This window comes from Micromonospora sp. NPDC048063 (genome assembly GCF_043202855.1).
In the GTDB taxonomy this organism is placed as follows: Bacteria; Actinomycetota; Actinomycetes; order Mycobacteriales; family Micromonosporaceae; genus Micromonospora.
In genome coordinates, this window is the sequence record NZ_JBIDBG010000014.1 from 47,379 (window position 1) to 60,143 (window position 12,765).

Consider the following 12,765-nt stretch of genomic DNA (forward strand, 5'->3'; position numbering starts at 1 on the left):
TCCGGGTTGACGCGCTGTCAGGCGGGGACCGCCGCTGCGCTACACAGTGACAGTTGTCCCTGCCGCCCGGTGATGAGAGCGTGCGGGTTACCGCCAACGCCGCTGAGAGGGTGCGACGATGACCTCCGACGATCTGCTGGCCCGGCACCGGGCCGTGCTCCCGTCCTGGATGCCGCTCTACTACGACGAGCCGATCGAGCTGGTCTCCGGTTCGGGCCGCCGGGTCACCGACGCCCGGGGCCGCACCTACCTGGACTTCTTCGGCGGCGTGCTCACCTCGATGGTCGGTTACGACATCCCGGAGATCCGGGAGGCGGTCGAGCGGCAGCTCCGCACCGGCATCGTGCACAGCTCCACGCTCTACCTCATCCGACAGCAGGTCGAGCTGGCCGAGAAGGTCGCGCGGCTCTCCGGCATCCCGGACGCGCGGGTGTTCTTCGCCAACTCCGGCACCGAGGCGAACGAGGCGGCGCTGCTGTTCGCCACCAACCACCGCCGCTCGGCGCAGATCCTCGCGGTGCGCAACAGCTACCACGGCCGGTCGTACGCGACGATGGGCGTGACCGGCAACCGCGGCTGGTCGGCCAGCGCGCTCAACCCGCTCCAGGTGGCCTGGCTGCACTCTGGGGAGCGGCTGCGCGGCCTGCTCGCCCGGCTCGACGAGACGCAGCGCGTCGACGCGGCGGTGGAGGACCTGCGCGAGGTGCTCGCCACCCAGACCGCCGGCGACGTGGCCTGCCTGATCGCCGAGCCGATCCAGGGCGTCGGCGGTTTCGTGCACCCGCCGGACGGGCTCTTCGCCGCCTGGAAGAAGGTGCTCGACGAGCGCGGCATCCTGTTCGTCTCCGACGAGGTGCAGACCGGATGGGGGCGCACCGGCGAGCACTTCTGGGGCTACCAGGCGCACGGCGTCACCCCGGACCTGCTCACCTTCGCCAAGGGCATCGGCAACGGGTTCGCCCTGGCCGGCGTCGTGGGCCGGGCCGAGGTGCTGGAGTCCGTGCCGGCGATCAGCTTCTGCACGTTCGGCGGGAACCCCGTCTCCACCGCCGCCGGCAACGCGGTGCTGGACTACCTGCTCGACCACGATCTGCAGGCCAACGCGGCCCGCACCGGCGCGATCCTCGCCGACGGCCTGCGTGCCGCCGTGGGCGGTCTCGACTGCGTCGCCGAGGTACGCGGCAAGGGGCTGATGCTCGGCGTCGAGTTCGTCCGTCCGGGCACCGTAGAGCCGGACCCGGCGCTGACCGTCCGCGTCCTCGAGGCGTGCAGGGCGGGCGGGCTGCTGGTCGGCAAGGGCGGCCTGTACGGCAACGTGCTGCGGATGGGCCCGCCGCTGACGCTGACGGAGGACGAGGCCCGGGAGGGCCTGGCCGTCATGGTCGACGCCATCCGCTCCTGTGCGGCGGCGGCGGTCCAGGCATGAGCGCGGCGAACGGCGGGCCCGGCATGGACAGGGCGACCGCCCCGGAGCTGGCCACGGTGTCGCACTTCGTCGACGGCAAGCGGTTCGCCGGCACGTCGGCCCGGCACGGGGACGTCTTCGACCCGGCCACCGGCCGGCGTACCGGTCAGGTGGCGCTGGCCTCGGCGGCGGACGTCGCGGTCGCGGTGGAGGCCGCCGAGCGCGCGGCCCGGGCCTGGCGGGACGCGTCGTTGGCCCGGCGGACGGCGGTGCTCTTCGCCTTCCGCGAGCTGGTCAACGCCCGCCGCGGCCGGCTGGCGGAGGTGATCACCGCCGAGCACGGCAAGGTGCTCGCGGACGCCGCCGGCGAGGTGCAGCGCGGCCTGGAGGTGATCGAGTACGCCTGCGGCATCCCCTCGGCGCTGCGCGGCGGGTTCAGCGAGAACGTCTCCACCGAGGTCGACTCGTACAGCCTGCGCCAGCCGCTCGGCGTGGTCGCCGTGATCTCCCCGTTCAACTTCCCCGTCATGGTGCCGCTGTGGTTCGTGCCGGTGGCCGTGGCCTGCGGCAACGCGGTGGTGCTCAAGCCGAGCGAGAAGGACCCGAGCGCGGCGCTGCTGCTGGCCGAGTGGTTCGTCGAGGCCGGCCTGCCCGACGGGGTGCTGAACGTGGTCAACGGGGACGCCGAGGCCGTCGACGCGCTGCTGGACCACCCCGGCGTGAAGGCGGTGTCGTTCGTCGGGTCCACCCCGGTCGCCCGGTACGTCCACCAGCGCGGCAGCGCCGCCGGCAAGCGGGTGCAGGCCCTCGGTGGCGCGAAGAACCACATGGTGGTGCTGCCGGACGCCGACCTGGACCTGGCCGCCGACGCGGCGGTCAACGCCGGGTTCGGTTCGGCGGGGGAGCGGTGCATGGCGATCTCGGCGCTGGTCGTGGTGGAGCCGGTCGGCGACGCCCTGGTCGCCCGGATCGCCCAGCGGATGGCCCGGTTGCGCACCGGCGACGGCCGGCGCGGCTGCGACATGGGCCCGCTGGTCACCGCCGCACACGCCGAGAAGGTCCGCTCGTACGTCGCGGCCGGGGTGGCCGCCGGCGCGGTGCCGGTGGTGGACGGCCGCGACGTCGAGCCCGACGGCGACGCCGACGGGTTCTGGCTGGGCCCGACGCTGTTCGACCGGGTCACGCCGGACATGTCGATCTACACCGACGAGATCTTCGGCCCGGTGCTCAGCGTCGTGCGGGTCGGCTCGTACGACGAGGCGGTGGACCTGGTCAACGCCAACCCGTACGGCAACGGCACGGCGATCTTCACCAACGACGGTGGCGCGGCGCGGCGCTACCAGCACGAGGTGGAGGTCGGCATGGTCGGCATCAACGTGCCGATCCCGGTGCCGATGGCGTACTACTCCTTCGGCGGCTGGAAGTCCTCGCTCTTCGGGGACCTGCACGCGCACGGCGAGGACGGGGTGCGTTTCTTCACCCGGGGCAAGGTGGTGACCAGCCGCTGGCTGGACCCGCGCCACGGCGGGGTCAACCTCGGCTTCCCCACCCAGACCTGAGCAGCCGCAGGGCGCCGGACCCGGCCAGGTACGCCGCCAGCGCCGAGGCCGGCACCCCCAGCGACTCGGGGGCCGACTTCGGTGTCTCGGCGTTGACGACCAGGGCGTACACCACGGCGGCGAAACCGGCGCCGGTGACCGCGGCGCGGGCGGTGCCCCGCCACCCCGGACCGGCGGGCTGACCGGCGTCGTGCCGCTGACCGGCGTCGTGCGGCCGGCCGGTCGGCTCGGGGCCCTGGGTGGGCGCCCCGCCGCCGTCGGCGCGCCGGCGGTCCCGGCCACGGCCGGTCGGGCCGGTGCGGGCCTCGACGGGGCCGAAGACGGCGACCAGGACGGCCAGCACCACGGCCAGCATCAGCACCCAGGGCACCCGCCAGGCCAGCCAGGCGGCCGAGCCCACGGGCGGGGTCGGCAGCTCCCCGGCCGCGTCCAGCGCGCCGACCAGCAGGATCGCGGCGGTCAGGTGCCAGAGGAAGACGGTGAGCACGACCGCGTTCACCGCGATCACCGCCTGCCAGGGACGGGAGCGGCGCAGCCAGCGTTCCGCCGGGTCGCGCAGCAGCAGGATCAGCCCGAGCTGGGCCGTGGTCAGGGTCAGCAGCGCGAGGCTGGGCGGCGCGGCGTTGTCCAGCCGCTCGCCCGGCACGTTGAGCATGGCGACCGGGTACGGCCCGACGGTCAGCAGCACCGTCGCGGCCAGCCCGCCGAGCAGCGCCGTCCCGCCGGCCCGCCGCGACAGCGGCAGCCGGTGGGCCCGGACGCCGCGCCGAACGGGCGCGTCGGGGCGGGCGGGCGCGTCGGGGCGAACGGGCGCGTCGGGGCGGGCGGGTGGCTCGGCGCGGGCGTCGCGCCAGGCGAAGCCGAGCTGGTGGACGGCCAGCCACCCGAAGAGGTAGTTCGGCAACGCCAGCTCGGCCGGCCCCAGCGCGCGCCCCAGGTCGCCCGCCGCGACCAGCGCGGCCAGCGCGAGCGGGACGAGCAGGCCGAAGCGCCGGTGCAGGGCGTACATCGCCGGGGTCAGCGGCACCACCACGAGGTAGGCCGCGAGGAACCACAGCGGGATGGTGGCGAACCAGGCGACGGTACGCACCAGCGTCGCCTCGGCGCCGGCCAGCGACGCGACGGCGGAGCCGGCGGCGATCACCAGCAGCAGCGCGGTCGTGGGGCGCAGCAGCCGCGCGCCCCGGTCCAGCAGCCAGGAGACGGCGTCGCCGCCGGCCGCCCGGCGGGCCGTCAGCGAGGCGGCGTTGGCGTAGCCGCCGACCAGGAAGAACACCGGCATCACCTGGGCCACCCAGGTCAGCGGGTACGCCCAGGGCAGGTCCGGCAGCGCCGAGCGGGCCGTCGGTCGGCCGGTAGGGTCCTCACCGATGGCGGCCACCGCCCAGTGGCCGAGCACGACCATGACGATCGCGAGCGCCCGGAGCAGGTCGACGTAGCGTTCCCGACCAGCCGGCGTGTGTGCGGCGAGTTGCCGCAGACGGCGCATGGCCCCGAGGGTATGTCAGGCGCGAGCCGACCGGTGGTGATAACGGTTCGGTCTGCGGTCTTGAAGTCCGCCGGTTACTGCCGTAGAAATTCTTCAGCAACACTTAACAAACTGAAGACAACTTCCCCCTGTGCCTCGTGCGGCGGCCCGCCTTCCCCCATCCGGCGCCCGCCCGGACCCGATCCGAGGAGAGACCATGAACAGGCGTGACATCCTGCGGCGCAGCGCCGCCGCCGGCCTGCTGGCCACCCCTGCCGCCGGCCTGCTCGCCGGCTGCGCCACCGGAGGTGGTGGCGACGACAAGGGCGACGCCGGCACCTACAAGGGCACCAAGAGCGAGCAGAACCCCCTCGGGGTCAAGGAGGACGCGCCCCTCGAGGTGGTGATCTTCAACGGCGGCTTCGGCGAGGAGTACGCGAAGGCCCACGAGGCCATGTACACCGAGAAGTACCCGAAGGCGAAGATCAAGCACTCGGCGACTCAGGAGATCGGCAAGACGCTCCAGCCGCGCTTCGTCGACGGCACCCCGCCGGACGTGGTCAACAACTCCGGCAAGGACCAGATCGACTTCAACGGCCTGGTCTCCCAGAACGCCATCGCCGACCTGGGCGAGCTGCTCGCCGCGCCGAGCCTCGACGTTCCCGGCAAGACGGTCAAGGACACCCTGCTGCCGGGCGCCGTCGAGGTCGGCTCGTACGACGGCAAGTTCATGGTGCTGAACTACACCTACACCGCCTACGGCATCTGGCACTCCACGAAGCTCTTCGCGGACCGGGGCTGGGAGTACGCCAAGACCTGGGACGAGCACATCGCGCTGTGCAAGAAGATCAAGGCGGCCGGCATCGCGCCGTGGACGTACGCGGGCAAGCACCCCCGTTACATGAGCTGGCCGCTGATCGCCACGGCCATCAAGTTCGGCGGGGCGTCCGTCGCCACGGCGATCGACAACCTGGAGCCCAACGCGTGGAAGTCCGACGCGATGAAGGCCGCGGCGGACGCGTGGCACCAGATCGTCAAGGACGGCTACATCCTCGCCGGCTCGCCGGGCCTCGACCACGTGCAGTCGCAGACCGCGTGGTGCCAGGGCAAGGCCGCCTTCATCTCCTGCGGCTCCTGGCTGGAGAGCGAGCAGAAGAAGGTCACCCCCGAGGGCTTCAACATGACGATCCAGCCGACGCCCAGCCTGGGCAGCGGCGACAAGCTGCCGTTCGAGGCGATCCGCGGCACCGCCGGCGAGCCGTTCATGGTCCCGGCCAAGGCGAAGAACCTCGCCGGCGGCCTGGAGTACTTCCGGGTCATGCTGTCGAAGAAGGGTGCCCAGGACTTCACCAGGAAGGTCTCCAGCCTGACCGTGGTGGCCGGGTCGACCGAGGGCGTCGAGCTGCCGTTCGGCCTCAGCACCGTGAGCAAGGCGCTGGAGGCCTCCGGCAGCAACGGCTTCAACTGGGTCTACAACAACTACTACCGGAAGCTGGAGCGTGAGCTCGTCGACGCCGCGTGCGGCGAGTTCTTCAGCGGTCGGATCGGCCCGGCGGAGTTCCTCGACCTGTGCCAGAAGGGCGCCGACTCGATCGCCCAGGACAGCTCGGTCAAGAAGTACAAGCGGGCCGCGTGACATCCGGCCGGTGGGGGCCGATCCGCCCCCACCGGTCCACCGCTGTGGGAGTAGGTCCTTTCTCGTGAAACATGGCAAGTACCCGCTGATCATCACGTTCCTGGTGCCACCGCTGCTGCTCTACGGCATCTTCGTGCTCTCGCCGTACCTGCAGGCCTTCCAGATCTCGACCACCGACTGGCTCGGCTACTCGGCCGAGGCCAACTCCGTCGGCCTGGCCAACTTCAAGAGGCTGCTGGACGACGGTCGGGTGTGGAACGCCCTCAAGAACAACGCGTGGCTGCTCGCGGTGGTGCCGGTGGTGACCATCGGCCTCGGCCTCTTCTTCGCCACGATGCTCAGCATGGGCGGCCGCAAGGGCCGGGCGGGGGTGACCGGCGTACGCGGCACGTCCGTGTACCGGATGGTCTACTTCTTCCCGCAGGTGCTCTCCGTGGTCATCATCGCCCTGCTCTGGAAAGAGGTCTACCACCCCAACAGCGGCCTGCTCAACGGTGCCCTCGGTGCCGTCGGCCTGCCCACGCCGGCCTGGCTGGGTGACCCCCGGTTCGCCTTCTGGTGCGCAATGGCGGTGATGATCTGGAGCAACGTCGGCTTCTACGTGGTGCTCTTCGGCGCGGCGATGTCGGCGATTCCGCGCGACATCTACGAGGCGGTGATGCTCGACGGGGCGTCGCGGTGGACCACCCTGCGCAAGATCACCATCCCGCTGCTCTGGGACACCGTGCAGGTTGCCTGGATCTACCTCGCGATCGCGGCCCTGGACGGGTTCATCCTGATCCAGCAGATGACCAACGGCGGCCCCAACTTCTCCTCCGACGTCATCGGCCTGCGGATGTACGAAACCGCGTTCGGCAGCGAGAGCAAGTTCGGTTATGCCTCGGCGATCGGCGTGGTGCTGTTGTTCCTGACCCTCTCGGTGGCGGTGCTGGCGCTGCGGGCCGCCCGGCGTGATCGGATCGAGTACTCGTGACAACCCTCGACAGGACCGCGCCCGACGGCACGGCCGTGGCGGACCGGCCGGCGCCGCGGGACCGGAAGCTCCGCCGCGATTTCGGCGTCGCCAACATCTTCTCGCACTGGTTCCTGCTGCTCTGGGGCGCGTTGACCGCGCTGCCGCTGCTCTGGATGTTCCTGAGCTCGTTCAAGAGCGACGGGGAGATCCTCTCCGACCCGTGGGGGCTGCCCGGCGCGCTGCGGTTCGAGAACTGGGCGCGGGCCTGGACCGAGGCGCACATCGGCCAGTACTTCCTGAACAGCGCGATCGTGGTGACCGGATCGCTCGCCCTGACCATGCTGATGGGCGCCACCGCGGCGTACGTCTTCGCCCGTTACGAGTTCCGGGGCCGGCAGTTCCTCTACTACCTCTTCGTCGGCGGGATGATGTTCCCCGTCTTCCTGGCCCTCGTGCCGCTGTTCTTCGTGGTGCGCAACGCCGGTCTCTTCGGCACCTGGACCGGGCTGATCCTGGTGTACGCCGCCTACTCGTTGCCGTTCACCGTCTTCTTCCTCACCGCCTTCTTCCGGACCCTGCCGACCGCGGTCGCGGAGGCGGCGCTCATGGACGGGTGCGGTCACTTCCGGCTCTTCTTCCGGGTGATGCTGCCGATGGCGCGACCGGGTCTGGTCAGCATCGCGATCTTCAACTTTCTCAGTCACTGGAACCAGTTCATCCTGCCCCAGGTGCTGATGCAGGGCGACGACTCCAAGTGGGTGCTTGCGCAAGGGCTCGCCGCGCTGGCGGTCAGCCAGGGGTACCAGGGTGACTACAGCGGTCTCTTCGCGGGCCTGACCATCGCCACGCTGCCGGTGCTGGTCGTGTACATCCTCTTCCAGCGGCAGATCCAGTCGGGCCTGACCGCCGGCCAGCTCAAGTAGCCGCGTCCGTTACTGATCACCCGGTCGGGCGGCTGGCGCGGCTCGCTCCGTCGCCCTCCCGCCCCTGACCGACGGGCAGGAGGGCGACGGTCGGGGCGCTCCGCTCCGCCAACCTCTGGGACGAGGTGAAGGACCGGCTCGGCGCGCTCGCTGTCGAGCTGCCCCAGCGGTGGGACCACGCGAGGCCGGACGGCTCAAGCTGGCTGGCTCCGACGGGTGGCCGGACGGCTCGGTCCGGTGGCACCGATCGGTGGGCTTCGGGCGGTGGTCTCACAGACGGGGCAGCTCGACAGCGACCGCACGCCCGCTCGCCGCCGCCCACCTCACGTCACCGCACGCCCGCTCGCCGCCGCCCACCTCACGTCACCTCACGTCACCTCGCCTCGCGCCACAGCCGCCGGCGCGAAGAGGCGGCGGGGCCGGGTCAGGAGGCCGGCCAAGGGGCAGGAGGCCGGTCAGGGGGCGGTCAGGGGGCCGGTGGCACCAGGCGGGCGTGCAGGGCGACCGGATCGGTCACCTCGGGCAGGTCGCGGGCGGCGAGCCACGCCGCCGCGGCCGCGCCGTCGCCGGCCGAGCACAGCACCGCGTCCGGCCAGCGTCGGGCGACCTCGGCCCGGACCGCGGCCGCCAGCGGGGTGTCGCCGGTCAGCAGCCCGCCGCCGAGCACGATCGGGGAGGCGTCGCCGGCCGGGCGGATCCGGGCGGTGCTCTCCGCCAGGTGGGCGGCGGCCTCGTCGATCAGCCCGCGGGCGACCGGCTCGCCGTCGACGGCGGCGGTGACCACCAGGGGCGCGAGCCGGGCCAGCTCCACCGGGGGGCGTCGGGTCACCGCCTGGACCAGCGCGTCGCCGGTGTCCCGGGGCCGGGGCGCCACCTCGGCGGGGCCGAGCAGATCGGTGAGCACCGCCCGCCCCAGCCGCCCCGGGGCCTGCCCCCGGTCCAGGTCGGACAGCAGCCGGCGGACCGCCTCCCGGCCCAGCCAGAAGCCGGAGCCGGCGTCGCCGAGCAGCCAGCCGTGACCGTCGGCGATCCGGTCCAGCCGCAGTTCGCGGACCTGTGCGGCGATCGCGCCGGTGCCGGCGATGACCACGGTGCCCTCGGGGCTCGCGGTGCCCGAGGCGTACGCGACCAGGGCGTCGCCGTGCACGTCGTACGGGCAGCGCAGGCCGGCGTCGCGCCAGGCCCGGTCGAAGGCGTCCCGGCCGGCGGGATCGGCGAGCAGCCGGCCGGCCCCCGCCAGGCCGATGGTGCCGGCCCGGACCCGGGTGGGGTCGACGTCGGCGAGCGCCTCCCGCAGGGCGGCCAGGAGTTCGCCGGCGGCCCGCTCGGCGCCGTGGCTGGTGGGGTTGCCGCCGCCGGCCCGGCCGGTGCCGAGCCGGCACCCGTCCAGGCTCAGGGCGGCCGCCCGGGTGGACGTACCTCCGACGTCGAGACCGACCACGACGGTGTCGGACATCGGCACCCACCTCCTTGATCAACGCCGCGTTCATGCTGGTCGGCCTCGCGGTGAAGGGCAAGGGCCGGGGCCTGTGGCGGGCTGTGCGCCAGGTAACAGTTTGAAAACTTCGCCCACGGTCTTGACACGGAGGGGCCTTCAGTAAGAACTTTTACCACTAACAGTAAATAATCTTTTCGGAAAGGCGTCCCATGGTTGATCACGAGGTGGACATCTCCGCGGGGACCGCGGTGGTCGACGCCGACGCGGTCGACCGGCGGGCCGCCCTCGGGGTCCCCTCCGACGGTGTGCTGGCACGGGTCCGGGCCGGCGCGGGTGAGCTGACCGGGGCGCTGCGCCGGGTCGCCGAACACGTGCTCAGCGACCCGGAGGCGGCCGCCCGGGCGACCATCGTCGAGCTGGCCGAGCGCAGCGGCACCTCCCCGGCCACGATCACCCGCTTCTGCCGGGCGATGGGCTTCGACGGCTACGCCGACCTGCGGCTGGGCATCGCCGCTGAGACCGGCCGGGCCCGCTCGGCGGGCTGGACCGTCGACATCGGACGCGAGATCCAGCCGAGTGACCCGCTCTCCCGGGTGCTCGACCAGATCATGGCCGCCGACACCCGCGCCATGCACGACACTGCCGCGCTGCTCGACCTCGCCGAGGTCGAACGCGCCGCCGTCGCCATCGCCGGGGCGTCCCGGGTGAACATCTTCGGCGCCAGCGGCAGCGCCCTCGTCGGCGAGGAGATGCAGTTCAGCCTGCACCGCATCGGCGTGGCGGCCTGGGCCTGGAACGACGTGCACGAGGGACTCGCCAGCGCGGCCCTGCTGCGCCAGGGCGACGTGGCGCTCGGCATCTCGCACGCCGGCCAGACCCGGGAGACCATCGAGATGCTCGCCGAGGCCGGCAGCCGGGGCGCGACCACCGTGGCGCTGACGGGCTTCCCGCGCTCGCCGCTGGCCGAGCTGGCCGACATCGTGCTGCTCACCGCCAGCCAGGCCACCACGTTCCGCCCCGACGCACTGTCGGCCCGGCACCCGCAGCTGGTCGTGCTCGACCTGCTCTACATCGCCGTCGCCCAGCGCACCCACGACCGCGCCCACGCGGCCTTCCGGCGCACCGCCCAGGCCGTCGACGGGCACAAGGCCGCCAAGGGGGCCACCGCATGATCAGCGCCCAGGGGTATGCCGAGGCGGTCCGTCCGGTGCTCGACCGGCTGGTCGACACCAGCGCCGACGGGATCCGCGTCGCCGCCGACCTGATCGCCACCAGCCTGCGCGCCGGCGGGGTGCTCCAGGCGTTCGGCGCCGGCCACTCCGAGGCGTTCGCCGGGGAACTGGTCGCCCGGGCGGGTGGACTCGTGCCCACCAACCGGCTCGCCATCCACGACCTTGTGCTGCACGGCGACGCCCCGCGCGACCTGCTCGCCGATCCGAAGCTGGAGCGCGACCCCGCCATCGCCCACCAGCTCTACGCGCTGGCGGCCCCGCAGCCGCAGGACGTGTTCGTGGTGGCGTCCCAGTCCGGCATCAACGGCTCGGTGGTCGAGCTGGCGGCGCTGGTCACCGACCGCGGCCACCCGCTGATCGCGGTCACCTCGATCGAGCACACCGCCCGGGTCGCCCCACGGCACCCGTCGGGCCGGCGGCTCGCCGATCTCGCCGACGTCGTGCTGGACAACGGCGCGCCGTACGGCGACGCACTGCTGCCGCTCGAGGGCGGCGGCGCGGTCTGTGCGGTCTCCTCGGTCACCGCGGCGCTGCTGGCGCAGCTGCTGACCGCCGAGGTCGTACGACGGTTCCACCAGGCCGGTGAGGTACCCCCTATCTACCTCTCCGCCAACGTCCCCGGCGGGGACGAGCACAACCACGCCCTCGAGTCGCGGTACGCCGGGCGTCTCCGGCGGACCGCCTGACCCGAACACCACAAGGAGAGACGACGATGTCGATTACCCCCGACAACTCGGCCGACCTGAGCCGCCGGACCGTGCTGCGCCGGGCCGCCGCGGTGGGCCTGCTCGCCACCCCGGCGGCCGGCCTGCTGAGCGCCTGCGCGACCAGCGGTGGCGACGAGAAGAACGAGCAGGTCGCGGGCGGCACGAAGAGCGCCACCAACCCGCTCGGCGTCCCCGAGGACGCCCCGATCGAGGTGGTCATCTTCAACGGCGGCTACGGCGAGAAGTACGCCACCGACGTGCACCAGCCGCTCTACAAGAAGGCGTTCCCGAAGGCCGAGGTCAAGCACCAGTCGACCCAGGCCGTGTCCACGGTGCTCCAGCCGCGGTTCGCCTCGGGCAACCCGCCGGAGTTCGTGAACAACTCCGGCGAGAAGCTGATGGACTTCGGCGCCCTGGTCGCCGACGGCCAGCTCCAGGACCTCACCGAGCTGTGGGACGCCCCGTCGGTCGACGACCCCAACAAGAAGGTCCGCGACACCGTGGTGCCGGGCACCGTCGAGGCCGGGTCGTTCAACGGCAAGCCGTACGTCCTGTACTACGTCTCCACCGTCTTCGGCATCTGGTACTCCGGCAAGCTGTTCAAGGACAACGGCTGGGCGCCGGCGAAGAACTGGGGCGAGTTCACCGCGCTGCTCGACCAGATCAAGGCCAAGGGCATCACGCCGTACGGCTACGCCGGCGCGAACGCGGCCTACTACCAGTGGAACGTGATCCTCACCCACGCGGCGAAGATCGGCGGCACGGACGTGCTGAAGAACATCGACAACCTGGAGGACGGCGCCTGGCAGCAGGACGCGGTCAAGCAGGCCGCCGAGGCGTGGGCCGAGATCGGCGCCAAGTACGTCGACAAGAGCTTCGAGGGACTCAAGCACACCGACGTGCAGCTGCGGCAGAACCAGTACAAGCTGGCCTTCTACCCCAGCGGCGACTGGCTGGAGGGCGAGCAGAAGAAGGACACCCCGTCCGGCTTCGAGTACCAGCTGATGCCGGTGCCGAGCCTGTCCGCCTCGGACAAGCTGCCGGCGACGGCGCTGCGGGCGACCGCCGGTGAGGGCTACTTCGTCTCGGCCAAGAGCAGGAACCCCAAGGGCGGCCTGGAGTACATGCGCCAGATGCTCTCGGTGGCCGGCGCGAAGGGCTTCACCGAGGTGGTCAAGGCCCCGACGGTGCTGACCGCCGGCTCGGAGGGCTTCGCCTTCCCGCCGGGTGTGGCCAGCTCGCAGGCCGCGCTCAAGGCCGCCGGCCAGGACGTGTTCAACCTGTACTTCGACGGCTGGTACAAGGAGCTCGACACGGAGGCGCGGACGGCCACCAACGAGCTGATGTTCGGCCGGATCAAGGCGGACGCCTTCGTGGAGCGGATCCAGAAGCGCGCCGACGCGATCAAGAAGGACAGCTCCGTCACCAAGTTCAAGCGCTGA

General features: G+C 72.2%; 10 protein-coding genes. 8 read left to right on the top strand and 2 right to left on the bottom strand.

The genetic code is table 11. The features are described from left to right. Positions 1-118 precede the first annotated feature (118 nt). Both ACGFZ2_RS27090 and ACGFZ2_RS27095 read left to right on the top strand, forming a co-directional pair. Positions 119-1,426, top strand: a complete 1,308-nt coding sequence (locus ACGFZ2_RS27090; RefSeq protein WP_393458161.1) for an aspartate aminotransferase family protein — start codon at positions 119-121, stop codon at positions 1,424-1,426. Between the two features lie 23 nt (positions 1,427-1,449). Continuing rightward, entirely contained in the window at positions 1,450-2,964 is a 1,515-nt protein-coding gene (locus tag ACGFZ2_RS27095; protein WP_393458354.1) for a CoA-acylating methylmalonate-semialdehyde dehydrogenase, read from the top strand. Here the strand turns inward: ACGFZ2_RS27095 and ACGFZ2_RS27100 are convergent. Next, positions 2,936-4,453: an acyltransferase gene (locus ACGFZ2_RS27100; protein ID WP_393268076.1), complete on the bottom strand. Its 1,518-nt coding sequence runs from the start codon at positions 4,451-4,453 to the stop codon at positions 2,936-2,938. The two genes, ACGFZ2_RS27095 and ACGFZ2_RS27100, sit on opposite strands and share 29 nt — an antisense overlap. Positions 4,454-4,649: 196 nt before the next feature. Here ACGFZ2_RS27100 and ngcE (ACGFZ2_RS27105) point away from each other — a divergent pair, with 196 nt between their 5' ends. The 3 genes from ngcE (ACGFZ2_RS27105) (at position 4,650) to ACGFZ2_RS27115 (ending at position 7,946) form a co-directional block, all read left to right on the top strand. After that, a complete protein-coding gene (gene ngcE, locus ACGFZ2_RS27105; protein WP_393268078.1) occupies positions 4,650-6,068 on the top strand; it encodes an N-acetylglucosamine/diacetylchitobiose ABC transporter substrate-binding protein in 1,419 nt (472 codons plus the stop codon). A gap of 64 nt (positions 6,069-6,132) precedes the next feature. Continuing rightward, positions 6,133-7,041, top strand: a complete 909-nt coding sequence (locus ACGFZ2_RS27110; RefSeq protein ID WP_393458164.1) for a carbohydrate ABC transporter permease — start codon at positions 6,133-6,135, stop codon at positions 7,039-7,041. Beyond that, on the top strand, positions 7,038-7,946 hold the full coding sequence (locus ACGFZ2_RS27115) for a carbohydrate ABC transporter permease (RefSeq protein ID WP_393458167.1): 909 nt from the start codon (positions 7,038-7,040) through the stop codon (positions 7,944-7,946). Before ACGFZ2_RS27110 ends, ACGFZ2_RS27115 begins: the two co-directional genes overlap by 4 nt. Before the next feature lie 466 nt (positions 7,947-8,412). Here the strand turns inward: ACGFZ2_RS27115 and ACGFZ2_RS27120 are convergent, their stop codons facing one another. Then, a complete protein-coding gene (locus ACGFZ2_RS27120) occupies positions 8,413-9,402 on the bottom strand; it encodes an N-acetylglucosamine kinase (RefSeq protein ID WP_393458170.1) in 990 nt (329 codons plus the stop codon). Positions 9,403-9,593: 191 nt separating this feature from the next. On the opposite strand from ACGFZ2_RS27120, the gene ACGFZ2_RS27125 reads away from it, so the two are divergent. Genes ACGFZ2_RS27125 through ngcE (ACGFZ2_RS27135) form a run of 3 tightly spaced genes read left to right on the top strand, consistent with a single transcriptional unit; the run spans position 9,594 to position 12,765 of the window. Continuing rightward, positions 9,594-10,556, top strand: coding sequence for a MurR/RpiR family transcriptional regulator (locus ACGFZ2_RS27125; protein ID WP_393458173.1), 963 nt, complete (start codon positions 9,594-9,596; stop codon positions 10,554-10,556). Further along, positions 10,553-11,302, top strand: a complete 750-nt coding sequence (locus ACGFZ2_RS27130) for a sugar isomerase domain-containing protein (protein WP_393268092.1) — start codon at positions 10,553-10,555, stop codon at positions 11,300-11,302. The genes ACGFZ2_RS27125 and ACGFZ2_RS27130 overlap by 4 nt, the downstream gene beginning before the upstream one ends. Before the next feature lie 26 nt (positions 11,303-11,328). After that, positions 11,329-12,765 carry an N-acetylglucosamine/diacetylchitobiose ABC transporter substrate-binding protein gene (gene ngcE / locus ACGFZ2_RS27135; RefSeq protein WP_393458176.1) on the top strand — a complete coding sequence of 479 codons (1,437 nt, stop codon included), beginning with the start codon at positions 11,329-11,331 and terminating at the stop codon, positions 12,763-12,765.

What these genes read in the sequence shown, in the direction of transcription:
- ngcE (WP_393268078.1), top strand. Translation starts at nt 4,650, where the DNA reads ATGAACAGGCGTGACATCCTGCGGCGCAGCGCCGCCGCCGGCCTGCTG.
- ACGFZ2_RS27125 (WP_393458173.1), top strand. Translation starts at nt 9,594, where the DNA reads ATGGTTGATCACGAGGTGGACATCTCCGCGGGGACCGCGGTGGTCGAC.
- ngcE (WP_393458176.1), top strand. Translation starts at nt 11,329, where the DNA reads ATGTCGATTACCCCCGACAACTCGGCCGACCTGAGCCGCCGGACCGTG.
- ACGFZ2_RS27095 (WP_393458354.1), top strand. Translation starts at nt 1,450, where the DNA reads ATGGACAGGGCGACCGCCCCGGAGCTGGCCACGGTGTCGCACTTCGTC.
- ACGFZ2_RS27130 (WP_393268092.1), top strand. Translation starts at nt 10,553, where the DNA reads ATGATCAGCGCCCAGGGGTATGCCGAGGCGGTCCGTCCGGTGCTCGAC.
- ACGFZ2_RS27120 (WP_393458170.1), bottom strand. Translation starts at nt 9,402, where the DNA reads ATGTCCGACACCGTCGTGGTCGGTCTCGACGTCGGAGGTACGTCCACC.
- ACGFZ2_RS27090 (WP_393458161.1), top strand. Translation starts at nt 119, where the DNA reads ATGACCTCCGACGATCTGCTGGCCCGGCACCGGGCCGTGCTCCCGTCC.
- ACGFZ2_RS27100 (WP_393268076.1), bottom strand. Translation starts at nt 4,453, where the DNA reads ATGCGCCGTCTGCGGCAACTCGCCGCACACACGCCGGCTGGTCGGGAA.